This window comes from Pseudomonas sp. CFBP 13602 (assembly GCF_014842725.1).
GTDB lineage: Bacteria > Pseudomonadota > Gammaproteobacteria > Pseudomonadales > Pseudomonadaceae > Aquipseudomonas > Aquipseudomonas baltica.
In genome coordinates, this window is sequence record NZ_JACYVT010000002.1 from 74,327 (window position 1) to 98,812 (window position 24,486).

Genomic DNA, 24,486 nt, shown 5'->3' on the forward strand with positions numbered 1-24,486 from the left:
CCTCCTTCATTGAGCCGCGCCCTTGGGACGCGACAGTCTGGCGATGGCGTTTTCCTTGGTGTCGTCGATCACCACCTGACCGTTGTCGACCACGATGATCCGGTCGACCAGGGCCAGCACGCTGGTGCGATGGGTGGCAACGATGATCGTGCGGCCCTGGCCCCAGGTCGCCAGGTTCTGGATCAGCCGGCGTTCGGTGGTTTCGTCCAGCGACGCGGTGGGCTCGTCGAGCAGCAGGATGTGCGGCTGGCGGATCAGCAGACGCGACAGCAGCAGCGATTGGCGCTGACCACCCGACAGGCCGAGGCCGCCTTCGAGAATCAAGTGATCCATGCCGGTCGGGCACTGGCGCACGAAATCCAGCGCGCCGGTGATTTCCAGTGCAGCGATGATCTCCTGGTCCGATGCCTGCCCGGCACCCATGATCAGGTTCTCGCGCAGGCTGCCGTGGAACAGCCGCGAGTTCTGCGTGAGCAGGCCGATGTCGCGGCGCACGTCGGCAGGGTCGATATGGCCCAGGGCAACGCCGTCGAGGCTGATGCTGCCGCCGCTCAGGTCCACGCCACCGGCCAGGGCCTGGAGCAAGGTCGACTTGCCGGCACCGTTGCGGCCAAGCACGGCGATGCGCTCGCCCGGCGCGATGCTCAACTCGTTGACGGTCAGTGCCGGAGTGCGCGACTCCTCGCTGTACTTGAAGCTGGCGCGCTTGAGCTCGTAGCGCCCGCCGATCACCGGCAGGTGCACGCGCTGGGCGCCTTCGGGGTGATCGACCGGCAGCAGCATCAAGCGGTTGAGGCCTTCGAGGGCAACCTTGGCCTGCTGCCAGCGGGTCAGCACATGGGTCAGCTGCGAGACCGGCGCCATCATCCGCGAGGCCAGAATCGAGGCGGCCACCAGGCTACCGGTGGTGAGGTCGCCGGCGATCACCATGGGCGCGCCGAACACGATGACGATGGCGAACACCGCGCTCTGCACGTTCTGCGTCCAGGCCACCAGGCCGTTGGTCAAGGTGCGCAGGCGCAGGCTGCTGTCTGCCGCCACGGCGTTGTAGTGGTTCCATTGCTGCTGGAAGCGCTGCTCGGCCTGCAGGCTCTTGATGTCGTCCATGCCCTGCACGGTTTCTACCAGCATGGCGTTGCGCAGCGCTGATTCGCGCATGGATTCGTTGGCCAATCGCGCCAGCTTGCGCTGGGCCATCAGCCCAGGCACCACCATCGCCACCAGTGCGCACAGGGGAATCAGCACCAGTGGCCCGCCGATCAGGTAGAACACAACCAGGAAGATCAGGAAGAACGGCAGGTCAGCCAGGGCCGTGGCAGTGCTGGAGGTGATCAGGTCACGCAGCGATTCGAGTTCGCGCAGCTGCGAGATGAACGAACCGGTGGACTTGGGCCGCGCCGAGTTGCGCAGGCGCATCGCGTGGCCGAAGACCAGGTCGCTGACGCGCAGGTCGGCGCGCTTGCCCAGCAGGTCGGTGATCTTCATGCGCATGATGCGCATGATGAAGTCGAAGGTGATCGCCAGCAGCACGCCGCCGAACAGCACGTACAGGGTGGGCAGCGATTCGGCCGGGATCACCCGGTCGTAAACCTGCATGGAGAACAGCACTCCGCCCAGGCCGAGGATGTTGGCCACCAGCGAGGCCAGCATGACGTGCCCGTAGGGCCTGAGGTCGCGCAGCACGATCTTGCGGAACCAGTGCTCGTCGTAGGGCTTGATATAGTCGTTGGTGCGCACGTCGCTGACCGGCCGGGCCGGACGCAGGATCACCGTGCGCAGGGCATTGTCGAGCAGGGTCTGGCGGTCGATGCTGCTCTGCAGCCCTTGGTCGCCGCTATAGGCGATGCCGATCTGCTCGTCATCGCCGAGCACCTGGATGATGCCGACCTGGCCGTCCTTGAGCTGCACCACCAGCGGCGTGCGCCACTGGGTCAGGGTGGTGGGGTCGTAGCGGGCGAACTTGATCGTCAGGCCGGCCTGCCGGGCCATCTGCCGCAGGACGTCCTCGACGCTGGAATCGTCGGCACGCAGCGATGCGATACGCACGTTTTCCGCCGAGCACTCCAGGCGGTAGTGACGCGCCACACCGAGGATCGCGTCGAGCCAGACCCGGTAGTCCTGGCGCGAGAAGGTTTGCGCGGGTTGTACCGATTCCGCGTCCAGGGGCAGGTTCACGGCATCGTTCATGGCAGTATCTCCACGCCTTGGATGGTGCTTTGATCGATCCGGTAGGCACTGCGCAGGGCACCAGTGCTGTACAGGCAGTCCACCTGCAGGCGGCGCAGGTCAGCTTCGGTATTGGCCAGGTCGAAGCGCGACTGGTGGATCTCCTGCTCGGCGTTGAGCAGGTCGAGCAGTGGCCGCGTGCCCAACTCCAGGTATTGCTGGCCGTACAGCTCGCGGGCTTCGGAAATGCTGCCCTGGCGCGACTGCAGCGAGCCGAGCCGGCGGTCCAGGCTGGCGGTTTGCGCCTGCGCTTCGAACAAGCCCTGACGGGCCTGCAGGCGGGCGGCATCTTCGGCCGAGTCGGCGGCAGTCAGGGCATAGGTGGCTGCGGCGGTACGCGCGGTGGTGGCACCGCCCTGGTAGAACGGCACGTCGAGGTTGATGAAGATGCCTGCCTGGGTACGGTCGATATTGGAATTGTTGCTGTTGTAGTTGCTGTCCAGGTAGTGGTTCAGAGTGGGGTCGACCGACAGCGTCGGCAGCCCATCGGCACGGGCCTGGCGAATGGCCGCCTGGGCCTCGACCCGTTGCGCGTTGGCTACCAGGATGCCGGGCAAGGCGTTCATGTCCGGTTCTGCAGCGTTGCAGGAGGCCAGCAGCGACGGCGGAAAATCGTCGTTGACGTCGAACGGCGCGGCGCGTCCTACCAGGTTGATGAGGTTGGCTCGCCAGCGGTTGTACAGCGCCTGATACTGCAGCAGGGTGGCACGCGCGCCGTCTTCTCGGGACCTGGCCTGGACCACGTCCGAACGCGTGGCGGCGCCCATGTCGCTGCGCTGACGTGCCAGCTCGGCAATGCCGGCGATGCCCTTGATCTGCTCGCGAGCGACCTGCAGCAGGCGTTGATAGCGCTGCACCTCGATGTAGGCCTGGGAGGTGTCGCGCGCCACCTGATCGATGCTCAGCAGTACTTGGGCCTGACTGCGCGCGACGCGGGCCTTGGCAACGTCGACCGCACTGTCGACCTTGCCGAAGTCGTAGAGCATCTGCTTGAGCGAAATGTTCACCGCCTGGCTGGTGCCACTGCCACCGTAGGAACTGTCGAGACCACCACGCAGCCCGCCGGTGATGCGTGGATAGTAGCCGGCACGCGCCACGTTGATGCCTTCACCTTGCTGGTACAGGGTGCCGATCGCCTCGCCGATGCTCGGATGCCATTCCACCGCCAGGCGGACGGCCTGGACCAGGCCCAGCTGGGTGCCGGAGGCCGGTGCGGCCAGATCGGAATCGTCGAGCCTCGCCCCCGCCGCCGTTGCACCGGACGCAATCGCAGGCCTGGCGACATTGCGTGGACGCGGCCGAGCGGTCTGCTCGGGGCGGGTTTCCAAGCGGCTCGGGCTGATGACCTTGAGCCCGGGTTCGAGGGTGTCTGCGGCATGTGCCGGCAGGCTGTAGAGCGGTGTGATGCCCAGTGCCAGAACGGCCACTGAAATATGTGTCGCCAAAGAGGTGCACTTCAAGCCAATCCCCCACTTCCTGTTCTTGATGGCACGCCCGATTCAGGCGGCGTGCGACTTCCTGCCGCGACGCCGGGCCCGCAGGCCCGACGCTGGTAGCGGGTATCAGACGACACTGATACCGCTCTGGACCCACAGATGGTGCGAGGGGTCCTCCTGGGGAGTGTAGACGTTGTACTGCACGCCGTTGTCCGTCTGTGTGGCGCCCGGCGCCCAGGTTGCGCCGGTCATGTGCACGGTGTCGTGGCTGTCGCCCAGGATCAGTAGCTTGTCGGTGCTGGCGTCGGTGACCGACAGCAGGTCGCTCAAGCTCAAGGTCAGATTGACCTTGCTGGACTGGTTCAGGTCGATGACCTCGATGTTGTTGATGCGTGCTGCCAGGTTGCTCAGGTCGATGTCGGCATCGCCACCGCTCCACTTCAGCGTATCGGTCCCGGCACCGCCGTCGACCGAGGCGAACGTCTGGTCGTAGATGACGATGGTGTCGTTACCGTCGTGACCGTGCAAGGTCAGCGCCCCGCCCTGGGCGCCATCGAGCAGATCATCGCCTGAAGTGCCTTGCGGGTCGTGCCGGTCACTGCCGGCAACGGCAGCGTGATCGGCGCTGGTGTCGTCACTGGCGAACGACGCCAGGCGCGCGAAAGTGGCCGGCGCGGCAGCGTTGTTGAGGTTGATGGTCAGGGTGGCGGTATCACTGGCTCCGGTGGGGTGGTTGAGTTGATAGGTGAACACGTCGGTCTGGCCAATCACGGCGCTGCCCTGGTTCAAGGTCGGTGTATAGGCATAGCTGCCATCGGCATTGACCAGCAGCGCGCCATGGGCACCGGCAATGGTCACGCCATTGACTCCGGGCAGAACGAACGCCCCGGCACTCAGCACGCTGAGCGAGGTGTACGAGGAACCCAGTACATCGGCGCCCGCCCCGGTCAGCAGGTTGCCCACCGCCGTGGTGGCGCTGCCGACCACGAAGGTGCTGGTGGACGTCGCCTCCTGACGTACCGCTGCGGTGTAGCTCGATGCCACTCCCAGGCCACCGTTGGTGACGACCAGGCGGTAGGTGCCGGCAGTCTGGTCCTCGACGCGCACACCCAGGCCGGCGCTGCCGATCGCGATCAGGTTGGCACCCGAATAGGACCCTACCTGAACATAGGTGCCGTTGGCCTGCAGCTTGGACAGCACGAAGTTGACCGGCGACAGCAGCGACAGGCCGCTGCCGGTGACCGACAAGGTCAGGTCGCTCAAGGTGTTCGGCGCCACGGTGAACGTGAACTCGCCGCGACCGCCGAGCAAGCTGCTGTCATAGCGACCGATCGTGGCCGTGGTGTCGGTGAACTGGCCGACCAGGCTCAAGGCACTCGCTGCGGTGTCATTGATGGCATCCACCAGCGTGGCGTTGGCGGCCAGGTTGTTGGGGTTCCACACCTCGTTGACGTTGGCGCTGTCGATGCGCACGTACAGATGGGCCGTCGAGCTCAAGCCATTGGGGTGCACCAACTGGTACTGGAAGTCTTCGACCTTGCCCACGCTGGCGACCGCCCCGCTCGGGTTGTAGGTGTACTTGCCGGTACTGTCGATGGTCAGTTGGCCGTACAGGCCCTGCACCATGGTGCCCGCCCCGGCCGTCACGTAGGTGCCGTTCTTGAGTACCTGCAGCACCGCACCGTTGTCCGGCCCGGTGCGGTCAGCCAGGCCGTTCACACCTGGATCGGTGATGACGTTGCCGTCCAATGGCGCCGGGGTTCCGGTGAACTGGGTCAGGCTGGTGGTCACGAACTGGATCTGCGTGGTCAGGCTGTCGAGCAGCGAAACCAGACTGCTGGCGACCGTCAGGCGATAGTTGCCGGCCTGGAGCAAGCCGATGTCGGCCTGCACCTGGTTGGTCCCCAGCCCGATCAGATTGAGCAACTGCGGATTGGTCGTGCTGTTGGCCAGGGTTACCCAGTTACCGGCGGCGTTCTGCACCTCCAGAGCGAAGGCCGACGCTGGCAGCACACCGAGCAAGGCGTTGTTGGTCACCGTGATCAACGGATCGGTCACGGTACCGGCAGCCACCGTGAAACCGAACGCCTTCACCTGGCCCAGCAGCAGGCTGACGCTGGTGTTGGTGTACTCGCTGGCCACCGTGACCGGCGTGATGTTGACCGTAGCGGTTGCCAGGTTGTTGGAGGCGATCACTGGCTCGTTGACGTCGATGTCCGGTGCCACCACAGCCGCGCCGGCGCTGACGTTGCCGCGCCCGTCGGTGAGCGTGACACTCAGGCGCTCGCCGTTGATCTGCGCGGCGTTCAAGGCCACGGTGAAGGTGCCATCAGCCCCCACAGTGACCGGCGCCACGTTGAGCACGACGCCGTTGGCCGCCTTGACGCTGACCGTGGCGCCCGGCTCGCCGGCCCCGCGCAGGGTCAGACCATCGCCCGCCACTACCAGCCCGGTGGCCAGGTTCGGCGGGGTCAGGTCCGGCGCGGTGGTGGTGGCCGTTGGCGAAACGTTGGCGGCGGCATCGGCCTGGCTGACGGTCAGCACCTGGCTGTTGATCTGCGCGGCATTGAGGGTAACGCTGTAGGTGCCGTTGGCGGCGACCAGCGCCGTGCCCAGCACGCTGGCGCCACTGCGCACGGTGACCGTGGCCCCCGCCTCGCCGGTGCCCGACACCACGGTGCCGCTGGCACTGATAGTGGCGGTTGGCGCAGCCGGTGGCGTGGTGTCGGCCACACCCAGTTGGCCCGCTGCGGACACGTTGCCGGCCGCATCGGTGAGGGTCACGCGCAGCGCGCCTCCGTTGAGCTGCGGCGCAGCCAGTGTCACCGTGAACAGACCCAGCGCGTTCACCGGCCCCTCGGCCAGCAGAGCGTTGTTGGCCCCGTAGACCTTGACGGTGCTGTTGGCTTCGCCGACGCCGCTCAGGCTCACGCCGCCGACCAGCAACAGTGCGGTCGGTGCGTTCGGCGCGGTGGCATCACGGGCCGTGAGTGTGGTGATCGGCGACGTCAGCCCGGCGGCATCGGTCTGCACCACGGTCAGTTGCTGACCATTGAGCTGCGCGGCGCTGAGGCCGACGCTGAAGTTGCCGCTGGCATCGACCACGGCATTGCCCAATGCCACGCCGCCAACGCTGACGGTTACCCGCGCGCCGGCCTCACCCTGCCCGCTCACGCTGCTGCCATTGGTGGCCAGCGCGACGTTGACCAACGCCGTCGGTGGGGTGGTGTCGAGCGCCAGGAACGGCGTGCCCACCGACACATTGCCGGCGGCATCGGCCAGCTTGACGCTGAGCAATTGGCCATTGAGTTGCGGGCTGCTCAAGGTCACCGCAAAGGTGCCATTGGGCAGGACGGTGGCCGTGCCGATGGCAACCCCTGCAGCGTTGTAGACGGTCGCGATGGCACCGGCTTCACCGGTGCCGCTGAGGGTCTGCCCGGCATTGCTCAGGCCGGTGATCACCGGTGCCACGGGTGCGACGATATCGGGTGCGGCGATGCTGACCGCCGTGGACACGTTCTGCGCGGCATCCACCTGCACCGCCGTCAGGGTACCGCCATTGGCCTGGGCCACTGGCAGCACCACGGCAAAGCTGCCGTTCAAACCGACCACACCAGTGCCTACCACCACGCCGGCGGCATTGGTGACCCGCACAGTGGCGCCCGCCTCGCCTCGGCCGGTAACGAGCGTACCGGTACCGTTGACGTCCAGTGCGGTGATGGGCACTGGCGCGGTGCTGTCGACCGAGGTGTAGAAGGTCGCGATCGACGTGAGCGCGCCTTTGGTGGCGTGCAGTTCGAGCACCTGGCCGTTGGCCTGGGGTGGATTGAGGGTCACGGTAAAGGTGGTACCGGTGGTGACACCGGTGCCGAGCACGGTCCCGGCGGCGTTGCGCACCACCACGGTGGTGCCCGCCTCGGTGGTGCCGGTCAGGGTCACGCCGTTGCTGGTGATGGTGCTGACCTGCGGCGCGGCCGGTGGCAGCTCCACAGGAATGTTCAACGAGGCGATAGCCGAAGGATTGCCCGCCGCATCGGTCTGGATCACGGTCAACAGCTGACCGCCGAGGGCAGCCGGCAGCAGCGGCACCTGGAAGTTGCCATTGACGTCGACCACCGCCGTGCCGAGCACCACAGGGGTCTGTCCGACCAGCAACCCGACACTGACGGTCGCCCCGGCCTCACCCTTGCCGGTGAGCACGGTGCCCGCGGCATTCACCACCAGTTGCGTGGCCAGGCTCGGTGGAGTGATATCGGGAACGGTCAAACGTGCCAGCGCGGATTTGTTGCCGGCGGCATCCTGGGCGTACACCTCCAGCGTCCCGCCATTGAGTTGTGCCAGGCTCAGCGGCACGCTGAAGGTGCCATTGGCACCGACCAGAACGTTGCCCAGCGCAGCGCCCTGAGCGTTGCTCACGAACACCCTCGCGCCCGCCTCCGCCGTGCCGTTGAACAGCAGACCGTTGGCGCTCAGGCCCAGCCCCGCCGGCAGCGCCGGTGGAGTCAGGTCAGGGGCGTTGACGGTAACCCCGGCGGACGTGTTCCCCGCAGCGTCACGCTGGACCAGCAGCAAGGCTTCGAAGTTGGTCTGCGGGGTGCTCAGGGTCACGTTGAACGTACCGTCCGCTGCAACGACAGCCGTGCCCAGTGTCGCGTTCAGCGGACCGGTGACGGTCACCGTCGCGCCGGCTTCGCCACGCCCGGTGACGATACGACCGTCGGCGCTGACCGCCGTCAGGGTCAATGCCAGTGGCGCGGTGACATCCGGTACCGCAAAGTTGAACGGCAGCGAGACGTTGCCAGCCACGTCGGCCTGGGTCACGACAAGCACCTGGCCGTTGAGCTGAGCAGTGGCCAGGTTGACGGTGAAATTACCGTCGACATCAGCAGTCGCCGCGCCAATCTGCACACCCAGCACGTTCTTGACCACGATGCGCGCGAGCGCTTCGCCGCTGCCGGTCAGTTGCAGGCCGCTGGTCGATACCGCCAGGTTGACCAGTGCGGTCGGAGCCTGGAGATCGCTGGCAGTAATGGTGACCGCAGCGGAGGCGTTGCCGGCGGCATCGACCTGGCGGACGCTGAGCACTTCACCGTTGATCTGCGCCACGCCGAGCGTGACGCTGTAGGTGCCATCGGCGTTGACCGTGCCGGTGCCCACCGACACATTGAGGTTGTTGCGGATGATCAACTGCGCGCCGGGCTCGCCGGTACCGGTGAGCAGCGTGCCGGTCGCGTTCAGCGCCAGAATGGTCGGCGCCGCCGGCGGCGTGGTGTCGCCGGCCAGCAGGCTGCCGGGGCCCGAGACATTGCCAGCCGCGTCGGTCAGCGTCACCACCAGCGACTGACCGTTGAGCTGCGCCGGCAACGTCACCTGGAAGGTACCATCGGCCGCTACGGTGGTCGCCGTGCCCAGGGTCACGCCTGCCGCGTTCTTCACCAGCACCGTGGCATTGGCTTCGCCCACGCCACTGAGCACGGTACCGCTGGCATTGAGCAGCAGTTGCGTCGGCGCAGCCGGTGGGGTCAGGTCCGGCGCGAAGATCGGGGTGCTCGCACCCACGTTGCCGGACGCATCCGTCTGGGCCACGGTCAGCGGCTGGTTGTTGATCTGCGCCGGCGACAGGGTCACGACGAAGCTGTTGTCGGCTGCCACCTGGGCGCTGCCCAGGACTACCCCGGCGGCGTCGCGCACGGTCGCCGTGGCGCCAGGCTCTCCCCGGCCGGTGACAGTGGCCCCGGTGGTGAGGTTGATTGCAACCTGGGTCAGCAATTCGGGTGCAGTGGTGTCCGGCGAATTGATCGTCGCGATTGGCGAGACATTGCCTGCGGTATCGGTCTGCACCAGGTTCAGAAGCTCGCCGGTGATCACCGCTGGCGTCAGAGTGACGCTGAAATTGCCCGCCGCCGAGACCGCGCCGCTGCCCAGTACGGTACCGTCCAGCCGGGTCACGCTGACCACGGCACCGGGCTCGCCCTTGCCGGTCAAGAGGCTGGTCAATGCGCCGTCATTGCTGATGGCGATATTGGTCAAAGGCACCGGTGCGGTGGTGTCGCCCGCCAGAACGGCGCCCGGCACCGACACGTTGCCCGCGGCATCGGTCAGGGTCACGCCCAAGGCTTGGCCGTTGACCTGCGCCTGGCTCAACACCACCTGGAAGCTGCCATCGAGCAGGACGGTGGCGGTGCCCAGGACGACGTTCTGGGCATTGGTGACCGTGGCCAGCGCACCGGGCTCACCCGTGCCGGTCAGCACCAGGCCCTGGTTGATGACCGCCAGATCGGCCGGCGCTGCGGGTGGCGTACGGTCGCCGGCGAGCGTGACGAGGGCCTGCGAAGCGTTGCCGGCCAGGTCGGTCTGCACCACGCTCAAGGCCTGGCCATTGAGTTGTGGCGTGGCCAGGTTGGCAATGAACACCCCTGTCACCGCGACCACGGCAGTGCCCAGCACCACGTTGCCAGGGCCAGTGATCACCACGGTTGCACCGGCTTCGCCGCGCCCGGTCAGCACCGTGCCGTCGAGGCTGACCGACAGTGCGCCAAGGTTGCTGGGAGCGGTCACATCCGGCGCCGTCAGTTGCGCCGGCAGCGAGGTCAGCGCGCCGTCGGCGGCCGTGACCTGGAGGATTTCGCCATTGAGCTGGGCAGCAGAAAGCTGCACCTGGAAGACGCCGCTGCCATCGACGGTCGCGGTACCCAGGACGGTCCCTTGCAGGTTGCGCACGGTGATCAGGTTGCCGACATCACCCTGGCCCACCAACTGCAGCCCGTCGGTGCTGAGCAGCAGTGCGGTCGGTACATCCGGGCCATTGGTGTCCGGCGTGGTGACGGTGGCGACGGTCGAAACGTTGCCGGCCGGGTCGGCCTGAGTGACGCTGAGCAAGGTGCGGTCGCCGGAGATCGGATCGAGCGTCACGGTGAAATTGCCGTTTCCATCGACCGTGGCCGTGCCGACCGAAATACCACCCACGCCGAGTACGGTGACCTGTGCGCCGATTTCGCCCTTGCCGGTCAACAGCGCACCGTCGGCGCTGACCACAAGGTCGGTGACCGGGTTCGGCACCGTGGTGTCGGGCGCGACCACCAGAGTGGTCGACGAGACGTTGCCCGCCGCATCGGTGGAGGTGACCAGCAAGGTCTGGCCATTGGTCTGCGCCGCCCCCAGAACCACTTCGTAGCTGCCGTTGGGGGCGACCGTGGCGGTCCCCAGCACATTGCCCTGAGCATCGCTGACGATCACCGTGACCACGGTGCCCGGTTCCGCAACACCCACCACTGCCCCACCGCTGAGGTCGACGGCGGCGGTAGGTGCCACGGGCGGTGTGCTGTCCACCGCAGGCACCAAGGCCGTCGGCGAAAGGTTGCCGGCCGCGTCGGTCTGCGATACGGCGAGATTGCCGCCGCCCAGCTGCGCGACCGCGAACGGTACGGTGAAGGTGCCGGTAACGCCGATGACGACGCTGCCCAGCGCAGTACCGTCGGGCGCGAGCACGGTAACGGTGGCGCCCACTTCGCCGCGACCGGTCAGCTGAGTGCCATCGGCACTGGCCACCAGATCGGTCACTGCGCCCGGCGCGGTCAGGTCGAGGGCCTGCACTTGCGCAGGCACCGAGACCAGCGCACCGAGGTTGGCAACCACTTCCAGCTGTTCGCCGTTGAGCTGCGGGCTCGACAACGCGACCGTGAAAGCACCGTTGCCATCGGCCACTGCGGTGCCCAGCACCACGCCGGTGGCACTGCGTACGGTCACGGTATTGCCAGCATCGGCCAGACCGCTCAGCTGCAGGCCGTTGCCGCTGAGCAGCAGCGCGCTGGGTTGGTCCGGGCCGGTGCCATCGGGTACGGTTACGTCCACGTCGTCCGACGCGTTACCCACGGCATCTTCCTGTACGACGGTGAGCACGTCCCCTGGGGCGACGGGGGCAGTGAGGGTGATGAGGAAGCTGCCCGTGGCACCGACCACGCCGATACCGATGACGGTGCCGCCCGCGTCGCGCACGGTCACCTCGGCAGCCGGCTCGCCGCGGCCAGCCAGCAAATCGCCGTTCGGGCTGATCACCAGCGCGGTGACCGGCGCAGGTGGGGTGGTGTCCAGCGCGAACAGCGTGGTGCTGGCGGACACGTTGCCGGCGGCATCGGTGGTGGTTACCAGCAAGGTCTGGCCGTTGGCCTGCGCGGTGCCCAGGTCGACCTCGTAGCTGCCATCGGCTGCCACCGTGGTAGTGCCCAGCACATTGCCTTGAGCATCGCTGACGATGACAGTGACCCGCGTGCCGGGTTCGGCGGTGCCGGTCACCAGGGTGCCGGCAGGATTGAGCACCGCTGCGGGAGCGTCGGGCAGCGTGCTGTCGCGAGCAACCACGGTCACAGCTGTGGATGGGTTGTTGCCGCCGTCCACCTGCACGGCACTGAGCACCTGACCATTGGTCTGCGCGACGTTCAGCGACACGGTAAAGGCGCCGGTGACGCCGACCGTCGCCGTGCCCAGCACGGCGTTGTCGGGGCCGCGAATGGTGACGATCGAGCCGGCCTCGCCGCGCCCCGTGACTTGGGTGCCGTCGAGGCTGACCAGCAGGTTGCTGATCAGGCCGGGCGGCGTGGTGTCGGCTACCGTGATCAGCGCAGGCAGCGATACCAGTGCGCCGCTGGTGGCAATGACTTCGAGCGTTTCGCCATTGGTCTGGGCTACGTTCAGTGCGACCTGGAAATTGCCCGTGGCGTCCACCACTGCCGTGCCCAGTACCACGCCCGTCACGCTGCGCACGGTAATGGTGTTGCCGACATCGCCCTGCCCGCTGAGGGTCAGGCCATTGCCGCCCAGCAGCAGCGCAGTGGGTTGATCGGGACCGTTGACATCGGGGGCGACCACGACGGTTGCCGTCGACACGTTGCGGGCCGCATCGGTCAAGGTGACGTTGAGCACCTCGTTTTCGGTGGCGGCGCGCAGCAGCACGACGGTGAAAATGCCGTTCGGACCGACCGCTGCGGCGCCGAGCACGTCGCCGTTGACGGCGCGCACGGTGGCAGTGCTGCCGATTTCGCCCTGGCCGACCACGGTCAGACCATCGAGGCTGACACCCAGAGCAGTGGGCGCATCCGGCGCGGTGAGGTCGGCTGCGATCACGGTGATGCTGGTCGAGGTGTTGCCGGCGGCATCGGTCGACGTGACCAGCAGCGTCTGGCCGTTGGTTTGCGGGAACGCCAGGTCGACCTGGAAGGTGCCGTTCGCCGCCACCGTGGCCGTGCCCAGCACATTGCCCTGGGCATCGCTGACCACCACCGAGACCACGCTGCCGGGTTCTGCCTTGCCGATCACCGCCCCGCCCTGCGGCGTGAGCACCACATCGGTCGGGGCTGCCGGCGCCTGCAGGTCCGGTGCGTTCAGCGTGACGTTGGCGGAGAAGTTGCCGGCGGCATCGACCTGGCTGACGGTGAGCTGCTGCAGGTTCACCTGAGGATTGTTCAGCGTGATGGTGAACTGCCCGCTGGCGTTGACGTCGGCGCGGCCCAGCTCGGTGTTGCCGAGCAATACGCGAACCGAAGCACCGGCCTCGCCGCGACCGCTGACCACCAGGCCATCGGCGCTGATGAGCACTTCGCTGAGCGCGGTGGGCGGGGTAATGTCCGGCGCCTGCAGCGCAACCGGCACCGAGGCGTTGCCGGCCGCGTCGGTCTGCAGCACGTCCAGAAGCTGGCCGTTGGCCTGGGGAGGATCGAGCACCAGACTGAACGTGCCATTGGCGGCAACCACGGCCGAGCCGAGCACGCTGCCGGCAAGGCTGGTGACGGTGACGGTCGCACCGGCTTCGCCGCGCCCGGTGATCAGGCTACCGTCGGCGTTGATGACAGGCGCCACCACCGCCAACGGTGCAAGGGAGTCGCGGCCAACCACAGTGCCCACCAGGGACAGGTTGCCCGCGCTGTCGCCGAGGGTGACCCTCAGGGTACCGCCGTCGATCTGCGGCGCGTCCAGGGTGATCTGGAACGTACCGTTGGCGTTCACGGTGCCGGCACCGACCTGGACGCCCAGGGCGTTGCGCACCACCACGTTGGCACCCGCCTCGCCGGCGCCGGTCAACACTGTGCCGACATCGTTGAGCACCAGCGCCACCGGCGCCTCGGGCGCGGTCAGGTCAGGCGCGATCAGGGTCACACCCAGCGACAGGTTGCCGGCCGCATCGGCCTGGGTCACGGTGAGCACCTGAAGGTTGGTCTGGGCCGGCACCAGGTTGACCGTGAAGGTGCCGTCCGTGGCCACCGTGGCGGTGCCGACAGACTGGTTCAGCGCGTTGCGCACGGTGACTTGCGCGCCTGCCTCGCCGCTGCCGGTAACCAGCGCGCCGTTGGCGCTGAGCTGGACGTTGGCAAGCAGGTCGGGCGCGGTGGTGTCTCCGGCAGTCAGCGACACCGGAATCGAGACACGACCAATCGCGTCACTGGCCTGCACGCTCAGCACTTCGCCGTTGCGTTGCGGGGCATCGAGCAGGATGCTGAACGTGCCCAACGCATTGACCGTACCGCTGCCCAGCAGCACACCCGTGATACTGGTGACACGAATGAGCGCCCCCGCCGAACCGGTGCCGGTCAGGATCGCGCCTTCCAGGGTCAGCAGCAGATTGGCCGGAGCGATCGGCGCACCGCCGTCCGGGCCGTTGACCTGCGCCGGCAGCGAGGGGTTGCCGGCGGCATCGGTTTCGATCACGGTCAGCACGTCGCTGAGGATGGCAGGCCGGTTCAAGGTAATCAGGAAAGTACCGTTCGCGTTCACCGTGCCGGTGCCGAGCAGATCGCCGTTGGCGGCGGTGATGCGCACGGTGGCATTGGCCTCGCCCGAGCCGCTGAGCAAGGTGCCGTCGGCGCTGACCACCAGATTGCTGACCGCTACCGGTGGGGTGATGTCGGCTGCCAGCAGGGTGGCCGGCGCCGAGGTATTGCCTGCGGCATCGGTGGCCGTGACGCGCAGGGCCTGGCCATTGGCCTGGGCAGACGCCAGGGTAATGGCGAAGGTGCCATCGCTGCCGGCAACGCCGCTGCCGATGACCTGGCCCTGGGCTCCGGTGATGCTGACGGAAGCACCTGCCTCGGTGACACCCGAAAGCAGCGTACCCGCCAGGCTCAGCGACAGCCCAGTCGGCACTGCCGGAGCGGTGATGTCGGCTGCCTGCAGGCTGAAGGTGGGCGAGACGTTGCTGGCGGCGTCGACCTGCACCAGCGACAACGTCTGACCATTGAGTTGCGGACTGCTCAAGATGACAGTGAAACTGCCGTCCGCGGCCACCACAGTGCTGCCCAACGACACACCGGCGGCACTGCGCACGGTCACATTGGCTCCCGCCTCACCCGTACCGCTGACCAGCCGTCCGTCGTTGCTGAGCACGACGTTGAGCAGCGCGGTCGGCGCGGTGGTGTCCGGGGCGCTCAGCGGTGTGGCTGGCGAGGTGTTGCCCGCCGCATCGCTCTGCGTGACGGCCAACAGTTGCCCGGCTACCTGCGGCGTGTCCAGGCTGATCTGGAAGCGGCCATTGGCGCCTACCACGCCACTGCCGATGAGGTCGCCGTTGGCATTTCTGATCTGAACGGTTGCACCGATCTCGCCGGTACCACTGAGCGACGACCCGGTGCTGTCGAGTACCAGCGCAGCGGGCGCCAACGGAGCCAGGGTATCGCCTGCCTGCACGCTGACCACTGCCGACTCGTTGCCGGCCGGGTCGCGTTGCGACAGGGTAAGGGTCTGGCCATTGTTCTGGGCTTGATTCAGGTTGACGCTGAACAGACCATTTGCATCGACCACGCCGGTGCCCAGCACCACGCCATTGCTGGCGAACACGGTGACCGTGGCACCTGCTTCGCCACGCCCGCTGACCACCAGGCCATCGGCGCTTACCAGCGGCTGCAGCACGCTGCCGGGCAGGGTCAGGTCAGGTGCGGTCACAGTGGCCGGCACCGAACTGTTGCCCGCCCCGTCGACCTGGTTGACCTGCAAGCGTTGCGCATCTATCTGCGGCGGCGTCAGCGTCACACTGAACTGCCCGCTGATACCGACGATGGCCGTGGCAATCGTCACGCCGGCCGGGTTGAGTACGGTGACCGTGGCGCCTGCTTCGCCGCGCCCGGTGATCAGGCTGCCGTCATTGCTGATGGCGACATTGGTCAGCGCCGGAGCTGTGCTGTCGATGGCGGTAAGCTGGCCGGGCAGCGAATTGAAGCCACCGCTGCTGGCCACGACATCCAGTTGTTCGCCATTGGTCTGCGCCGCGCTCAAGGTCAGCTGGAACGTGCCATCGGCATTGACCGTGGTGGTGCCCAGCACGCCAGTGGGGCCGCGCACGGTGATGGTATTGCCCGCGTCGGCTATACCGCTCAGGCGCAGGCCGTCGGCGCTGAGCACCAGCGCGGTGGGTTGATCGGGCCCGTTGGCGTCGGGCACCGTCACGCTGGCGGGCAGCGAAACATTGTCGAAACGGTCGGTGAGCGTCACGCTCAGCACGGCGTTCTGTGCGACGGGTGTCAGGGTGACGAGGAAGCTGCCGGTGGGGCCGACGGTGCCGGTACCGATCTGCGTGCCTTGGGCATCGAACACGGTAACCGTGGCACCGACTTCGCCTTTGCCGGCCAGCAGGGTACCCGCGGGATTGACCGCAAGATCGGTGGCCTGGTTGGGCGCAGTCAAGTCGGCAGCAATGACGGTGATCGAGGTGGACACGTTGCCGGCGGCATCGGTGGAGGTCACCAGCAGCGTCTGGCCATTGGTCTGCGGCGTGTTCAGGTTGACCTGGAAAGTGCCGTTGGCGGCGACGGTCGCAGTGCCCAGCACATTGCCCTGGGCGTCACTGACCACCACCGACACCACCGTGCCGGGCTCGGCCTGGCCCGTGACGGCCGAGCCTTGCGCGGTCAGCACGACGTTGGTGGGCGCGCTCGGCGCCTGCAGGTCAGGCGCAGTCAGGTTGACGTTGGCCGACAGGTTGCCGGCGGCATCGGCCTGGGTCACGGTGAGCGACTGCAGATTGATCTGCGGCGTACTCAGGGTGACCGAGAAGCGCCCATCGGCGCCGACCGTCGCAGTGCCCAGTTCGCCACCGGCACTGGTCAATACCCGCACGGTCGCCCCCGCTTCACCCACACCGGTGACGACCGCGCCGTTGGCGCTGATGGCAACAGTGCTCAAAGCGATGGGCGCGGTCACGTCGGCGGCGACCAGCGCCACCGGCAGCGACAGGTTGCCCGCAGCGTCTACCTGCTGCACATCGAGCACCTCGCCATTGGCTTGCGCAGGTACCAGATTGACAACGAAGCTGCCGGTTGCACCGACGACGGCGCTGCCAAGCACCGCGCCATTGGCTGCGGTCACGCTGACCGTCGCGCCCACTTCACCCTTGCCGGTCAGCAGCGTGCCCGCCACATTGAGCTGCAGGCCGGTCACCACGCCCGGTGCGGTAACGTCGGCGACAGGCAGCGCCGCCGAGGGCGAAACGTTGCCTGCCGCGTCCGTCAATGTCACTTGCAAAGTGGTGCCGGTCAGCTGCGCCGTGGTCAGGGTGATCTGGAACGTGCCGTTGGCGGCCACGCTACCGTTGCCGATGATCACGCCTGCCGCATCGCGCACGGCGACTGTGGTGCCCGCCTCGCCGACACCGTTGAGCACCGTGCCCAAAGCGTTCAGGCTCAAGCCCGACGCAGCCAGCGGAGCGGTGAAGTCCGGAGCAGTCACGCTGACCGCGGCCGAGACATTGCCACCCGGATCGGTCTGGGTGGCGGTCAGTACCTGACGGTCGATCAGTGCCGGAGTGAAAGCGATGCTGAAGGTGCCATCGCTGCCGACCGTGCCGGTGCCGAGCAATTGGCCCTGGGCGCCGCGCACGTTGACCGTGGCACCCACCTCACCCGTACCGCTCAAGGTGCTGCCGTTGGCGCTGAGCTGGACGTTGTCGAGGGCATCGGGTGGCGTGGTGTCCAGCGCCGTGAGCAGGGTTGGCACCGACACGCGTACGCCGTCGCTGGCCTGCACGCTGAGCAGCTCGCCGTTGTTCTGCGCCGGCGACAGGGTCAGGCTGAACTGGCCGGAGGCATTGACCACGGCCGAGCCGAGTACTGCGCCTTGCGCATCGACGACGGTCACGGTGTTGCCGGCCAGAGCAGTACCGGTGAGCGTCACGCCATCGAGGCTGATCACCAGGTTGCCGGGGGCCGCCGGCTCGTTGCCGTCCGGCCCGTTGACGGTGACGGGTGGCGACGCATTGCCGGCCGCATCGGTCTCGATCACGTTGAGGACGTCGCTCTGCAGCGCCGCACGATTCAGTGCAATGACGAAAATACCATTGGCACCCACGGTGCCGGTGCCGATCAGGTCGCCGTTGGCGGCCCGCACGGCGACACTGGCGCCCACTTCACCGGTGCCCGACAGCGTCAGGCCATTTGGGCTGATCGCCAGGTTGCCGACCGCAATCGGCGCGGTGGTGTCGGCGGCGACCAGGGTGCTGGCCGCCGAGCTGTTGCTGGCCGCATCGGTGGCCACGGCCTTGAGGCTCTGGCCATTGGTCTGGGCCGCGCTCAAGGTAATGCTGAAGGTGCCATTGGCTGCCACTGTGCCGGTGCCCAGCAGCGTGCCTTGTGCATTGGTGATGCGCACGGTGGCGCCCGCCTCGCCGGTACCGGTCAGCACCAGCCCGCTGGCGTCCAGCGCCAGGGCCGCCGGGGCGCCGGGCGCAGTCACATCGGCAGCGGTGACGAAGGTGGTCGGCGAGACGTTGCCGCTTGGGTCGGTCTGGGCGGCGCCCAGGCGTTCGCCGTTGACCTGAGCGCTGGCCAGGCCAACGCTGAAGGTGCCATCACTGCCCACCACGGCGCTGCCAAGGACGGCGCCGTTGGCCGCGCGAACGGTGACCGTGGCCCCGCTCTCACCCGTACCGGTCACGCTCAGTCCATCACGGCTCAGGAGCACATTGGCCAAGGCACCGGGAGCGGTGCTGTCGGCGGCGGTGATCGCTACCGGCACCGAAGTCTGGCCGGCGCCGTCGGTCTGGGTGACCTCGAGCAACTGACCGTTGGCTTGGGCCGGCGCGAGGCTTACCTGGAAAGTACCGTTGGCCGCGACCACGGCATTGCCCAGCTCGACGCCGTTGGCACCGACCACGCGCACCGTGGCACCGGCCTCGCCCAAGCCGGTCAATACGGTTCCGCTGCCGTTGAGCTGCAAGGCACCGGGTGCGGCAGGCGCTTCGGTGTCGGGTGCTTGCGCAAGGGTGATGGGCGAGCGGTTGCCGGCAGCGTCGCTCTGGCTGACGCTGAGGTTCTGGCCGTTGGTCTGGGCAGCGTTGAGCGTAACGCTGAACAAGCCGTCGCTGCCCACCGTTGCCGTGCCCAGCGCGACGCCGTTCGGCGCGAGCACCGTCACGGTGGCGCCGACTTCGCCGCGTCCGGTCAGGGTCAGGCCGTCGTTGCTCACGGCCAATTGCGAGAGCGCGGCCGGTGCGGTCAGGTCGGGCGCGGTCAGGTCGACGGCGGTGGCGCTGTTGCCCGATGCATCGGTCTGGCTGACCTGAAGCTGCTGGGCATTCAGTTGCGGTGGGTTCAAGGCGACGCTGAAGGTACCGTCGGTGGCGACGGTGCCGGTACCTATCACCGCACCGTTGGCGCCACGCACGATGACGCTGGCACCTGCTTCACCGCTACCGGTCACGGTAGCGCCGTTGGCGCTGATGGCAACGCCGCTCACCGGGTCAGGCGCGGTCGAATCGAGGGCGGTGATTTCGACCGGCACCGAGGCTTCGCCCAGCGCATCGGTGGCGACCACCGACAGCACTTCACCGTTGGTCTGGGGTTGGGTCAGGGTAATGACGAACGTGCCGTTGGCAGCTACGGTGGCCGTGCCCAGCAGGTTGCCCTGCGGGCCGAAGACGTTGACGGTGTTGCCGGCGCTGCCGGTGCCGGTCAGCTGCAGGCCGTCGCTGCTCAATGCCAGATTGCCAGGCGTGCCCGGGCCAATCGCGTCGGGTGCGGTGATGAAGACCGGAGTCGAAACGTTTGCGGAGGCATCGGCTTGCACCGCGCTCAGCAGGTCGCCTTCGACGGCGGCCGGTGCCAGCGCAGTGCTGAAATTGCCATTGGCACCGACCGTGGCAGTGCCGATCACCGCGCCTGCAGCATTGCTGATGGTCACCGTGGCACCCGGCTCGCCACGCCCGGTCAGGGTCAGGCCGTCGGCGCTGATCAACAGGTTGGTGACCGCATTCGGCGCGGTGGTGTCCGGCGCGGTGAAGGGAACCGATGGCGAGCTGTTGCCGGCCGCATCCACGGCGCTCAACGTCAGTGCCTGGCCATTGGCCTGAGCGCTCGACAGGGTGACCTGGAAGGTGCCGTCGGCCGCGACCAGGGCGGTGCCCAGCACCGTGCCGGCCGCGTTTTTCACCGACACCGTGGTGCCGGCCTCGCCCACGCCCGAGAGCACGGTACCGCCGGCATTCAGGGCCAGGTTGCTCGGCGCCACCGGTGCTTCCAGATCAGGTGCGGTCAGGCCGACATTGGCCGAGGCATTGCCGGCGGCGTCCTGTTGACCGACGAGCAGCGCCTGGCCATTGGTCTGTGGCGCAGCCAGGGAAAGGTTGAAGGTGCCATCGGCCGCGACCACGCCGGTGGCCAGCACTGCCCCGTTCGCTGCCGTGACGGTGACGGTATCGCCCGGCTGGCCACGACCGCTCACCAGGCTGCCGTCAGCACTGATAGCCACTTCGCTGAGGTCCACGCCGGCGGTGATGTCCGGCGCCGTCGCCGGTACCGCAACCGAAGGATTGCCGGCCGCATCGGTCTGGGTGACGCTGAGCACTTGCCCATCGGCCTGGGCCGGGGAGAGGCTGACAACGAAATTGCCGGCGGCATTGACCGTAGCAGTGCCTACCACGTTGCCCTGGGCATTGCGCACGGTCACGGTGGCGCCAGGCTCGCCGATGCCGGTCAGGGTCGTGCCATCGGCATTGAAACCAAGGTTGCCGACGGCGGCTGGCGCTGTGCTGTCGGGCGCAACGAAGGGCACCGGCACCGAGGCTTCGTTATCGAAGTCGGTGGCGATGAGCGTCAGCGTCTCGCCATTGGTCTGGGCCTGGCCAAGGGTAATCGAGAAGCTGCCATCGACGTTGACGATGGCGCTGCCCAGCAACACGCCCTGGCTGGTAAAGACACGCACGGTATCGCCGGCATTGCCGGTACCTGTCAGGGTCAGCCCGTCCTGGCTCAGGTTGAGGTTGTCCGGGGTGCCGGGGCCGATGTCATCAGGCACCAACATGCTGAACGTGGAGGTGACGTTACCGTTCTCGTCGGTCTGCGTGGCAGTGATCGGTTCATTGGGGGTGAGGCGCAGTGCAAAACGGATGAAAAAGCGGCCGAACGCATTCACCACCGCGCTGCCGATGGCGTCGCCAGCGGCGTTGGTGATGGTCACGGTGTCGCCCGCCTGGCCGCGGCCGCCGCAAGAGAAACCATCGGCGCTGACGACGAAATCGGTGATCGGTTCGGACACGCTGAGGTCCGGCACCTGCAATTGGCCAGGCAGCGACGCATTGCCCGCCGCGTCGGTGGCCACCACGCTGAGGGTTTCGCCGTCGATCTGAGCAGCGCTCAAGGTGATCTGGAAGATGCCGCTGGCGTTGGCCGTACCGGTGCCGAGCAGGTTACCGGCGGCGTCGCGCACCGCCACGGTAGCGCCTGCCTCGGCGCGCCCGCTGAGCACCAGACCGCTGCCGTCAATGCTCAAATTGCTCGGCGCAGACGGGGCCTCGATGTCCGGGGCCAGCACGTTGGCGGGCAACGAAACATTGCCTGAGGCGTCGGTCAGGGTAACGCCCAGGCCCTGCCCGTTGGCCTGTGCTGGACTGAGATCGACGCGGAAATTGCCGCTGGCATCCACGGTTCCGGTGGCAATCAGGTTACCGGCCGCATCGGTGACATTGACCAGCGTGCCGGCCTCACCGCGACCGGTCAGCACGCTGCCATTGGCACTGATGGCCAGGCCGGTCGGCGCGTTTGGAGCGGTGGTGTCGGGGGTTGGGTCAGGCGTTGGGTCAGGAGTAGGGCCAGGGGTCAGGTCAGGCGCAATCAGGCCTGCGGCGGGCGATTGGTTGCCCGCTGCATCGGTTTGCGTGGCGCTCAAGGCTTCGCCGTTGATCTGCGGCGGGGTCAGGGTCAGGTTGAACGTGCCGTCGGCCGCTACCACGGCCGAGCCCAGGACCACGCCGGTGGCCGTGGTCACGGTGACGGTAGCGCCGGGCTCGCCGGTACCGGTCAAGGTGCTGCCATCGGGACTGAGCGCCAGTGCACCGGGCGCTGCGGGCGCAGTGATATCGGGTGCGGTGATGACCACCGGGTCCGAACTGTTGCCCGAGCCGTCGGTGATGATCACTTCCAGCGATTCACCATTGGCCTGAGGCGTGGGGAACGCCACCTGGAAATTGCCATCGGCACCCACGGTTCCGCTGCCGACCACGTTGCCTTGGGCATCGCGAATGATCACCGAGGCATTGCTTTCGGCGCTGCCCGAAACGCTGCTGCCATCGGCGGCGAAACTGAGCCCGGTCGGGGCGCCCGGTGCCGTCGTATCAACGGGCGGTACCGGTTCCACGGGCGGTACGGGCGCGCCGCCGCCACCACCGCCGCCACCGCCTCCGCCGCCCACTGCAGCCGTGGTGGCGCCTACGCCTACCAGGCCGAACGCAGCGAGCAACCAGCCAGGCGTGGCACCGCTGGCGGCCGCACCGGCCAGCAGCAATTCGTCCACGGTCGAGGCTTCGGAGAAGGTAAAGCCGGTGAAGGGTTCACCGTAGTTGGCCTGCCAGAGAAAACCGTCCTGGCCTTCGAAGACCAATTCACTCTGCTGCCCGGCCGCATCGACCTTGAAGAAGTCTCCGAGCGTTATCTGCTCGCCGGATTTGAGGGTGATGGTCAGATTGTTGCCGGAACGCGTGGCCGAAGCGACATCGCTGGGATCCACTGGCAGTTTGACCAGGCTGGTATCCAACAGCTTTATATTGCCCCAGGCGATTTCCGAGGTGCTTTGCGCCGACTTCGCAGCAACAACGATACTGTCCATACCTACTCCTAGCAGATTTTTGCAGTGCACTACGGGGCACTGCACAAACAACTTCACGCGTACTCGGCGCTAACCGAGGCCAGTGATTCAAGGTCTCTTCTAATGTTTGCCCCGGACGGGGCACTGCACACTGGGTCGGTTCACCCGTAACAGCCCGGCTGAACGATAAACAATTGACATCTTTCCATGACGAGCCCACCTTAAACTTATAACTGCTTGTTTTAGATTGACTTTTAAAATCCATTCAACTTGACTGAGGCTTTATGGCGCTGCGCCATCTATGGGTTAGGCTAGTACGTGATGGCACTCAAGAGCTGACGATTTATAACAATTTTCGAATATCACATTGCTATCATTGAACAAGAGATGGACAAAATCCGTGGTGCGATATTAGTTTGCGCAACAACTAAGCATAGATAATCGATTCATCACTCATCAACGCATTGAGGCGACGCGGACATGGCGGGTGCGCAAGTGAAGTCTTCGTCATGAACCTTGCCCGAGCTGATGAAACCAACGACAGAAGTCAGCGCGCTAGTTGCGAAGTGGCCCAGCGCTCGGTGTACAGTGGGCGGTACAAGAACTCACCCACAGGACCCTACCGTGACCCGCCCAGCCCCGCTGATCAGCGCCGACTTCGATAGCGGCAACATCGAAGCGATCGACCTACGCGACCCTCTCGACATCCAACTGGCGATTCGCCCGGACCGGCAGAGCCCACACTTTCAGTGGTTTCACTTCAAGGCTGCCGAGCTGCAGGTCGGGCAACGCTACGAGTTCACGCTGCAGAACGCTGCGCAGTCTTCCTATAACAATGCCTGGCACGGCTACCACGCGGTGGCGTCCTGCGACCAACAGACCTGGTTCCGCGTGCCCAGTACGTTCGATGGCCAGGCACTGCGGTTCGGTCTGGACGCTCAGGGCAGCGAGATGTGGTTTGCCTATTTCGAGCCCTACAGCCGGCAGCGGCACGACGCCCTGATCAATCGCGCGATCACCCAGGCGGGCCTGCAACTGCTGGCTGTCGGGCAAAGCTGCGAGGGGCGGGAAATACCGTTGCTGCGCAAGGGCGACGGTGCGCCCGGCAAGCGTCGGCTGTGGCTGATCGCCCAGCAACACCCTGGCGAACACATGGCGCAGTGGTTCATGGAGGGCGTGATTGATCGTCTGCAGGCGAATGATCCGCAGATTCAGGCCCTGCTGGCGGTGGCCGATCTGTACCTGGTGCCGAACATGAATCCCGACGGCGCCTTCCACGGCCACCTGCGCACCAACGCCCGCGGTCGCGACCTCAACCGTGCCTGGCAAGACTCCAGCGCCGAATACACCCCCGAGGTGTTCTTCGTGCAGCAGCAGATGGACAAGCACGGTGTCGACCTGTTCATCGACGCCCATGGCGATGAGGAAATCCCGTATGTGTTCACCGCGGCCTGCGAGGGAAATCCCGGCTATACACCGCGCATCGCCCAGCTGGAGCAGACCTTTCGCGACCTGCTGTGTGATCATACGGCGGATTTCCAGGCGGTACACGGCTACACCCGCGACAAGCCGGGCGAGGCCAACATGACTCTCGCCTGCAACAGCGTCGGCGAGCGATTCGACTGCCTGTCGCTGACCCTGGAAATGCCGTTCAAGGATCACGATGCGGCTCCCGATGCGCTTACCGGCTGGAACGGCCAGCGCTCGGCGCGACTGGGCGGCGATGTGCTGAGCGTGCTGGCGCAGATGGCGCCTAACTTGCGTTGACCCC

4 protein-coding genes are annotated in these 24,486 nt (G+C 66.8%); 1 reads left to right on the forward strand and 3 read right to left on the reverse strand.

Annotated elements, in window-relative coordinates; translation table 11 throughout:
• Positions 1–6 precede the first annotated feature (6 nt).
• The 3 genes from IFU31_RS03555 to IFU31_RS03565 form a co-directional block, all read right to left on the reverse strand.
• Positions 7–2,187, reverse strand: coding sequence for a type I secretion system permease/ATPase (locus IFU31_RS03555; protein ID WP_192102312.1), 2,181 nt, complete (start codon positions 2,185–2,187; stop codon positions 7–9).
• On the reverse strand, positions 2,184–3,671 hold the full coding sequence (locus tag IFU31_RS03560) for a TolC family outer membrane protein (RefSeq protein ID WP_446731016.1): 1,488 nt from the start codon (positions 3,669–3,671) through the stop codon (positions 2,184–2,186). Before IFU31_RS03560 ends, IFU31_RS03555 begins: the two co-directional genes overlap by 4 nt.
• A 117-nt stretch (positions 3,672–3,788) precedes the next feature.
• A complete protein-coding gene (locus tag IFU31_RS03565) occupies positions 3,789–22,736 on the reverse strand; it encodes a BapA/Bap/LapF family large adhesin (RefSeq protein ID WP_192102314.1) in 18,948 nt (6,315 codons plus the stop codon).
• 603 nt (positions 22,737–23,339) lie between these two features.
• Here IFU31_RS03565 and IFU31_RS03570 point away from each other — a divergent pair.
• Entirely contained in the window at positions 23,340–24,482 is a 1,143-nt protein-coding gene (locus IFU31_RS03570; protein ID WP_342214347.1) for a M14 family metallopeptidase, read from the forward strand.
• Positions 24,483–24,486 lie beyond the last annotated feature (4 nt).

Coding starts and splice junctions, on each gene's coding strand:
- IFU31_RS03565 (WP_192102314.1), bottom strand. CDS start 22,736: ATGGACAGTATCGTTGTTGCTGCGAAGTCGGCGCAAAGCACCTCGGAA.
- IFU31_RS03555 (WP_192102312.1), bottom strand. CDS start 2,187: ATGAACGATGCCGTGAACCTGCCCCTGGACGCGGAATCGGTACAACCC.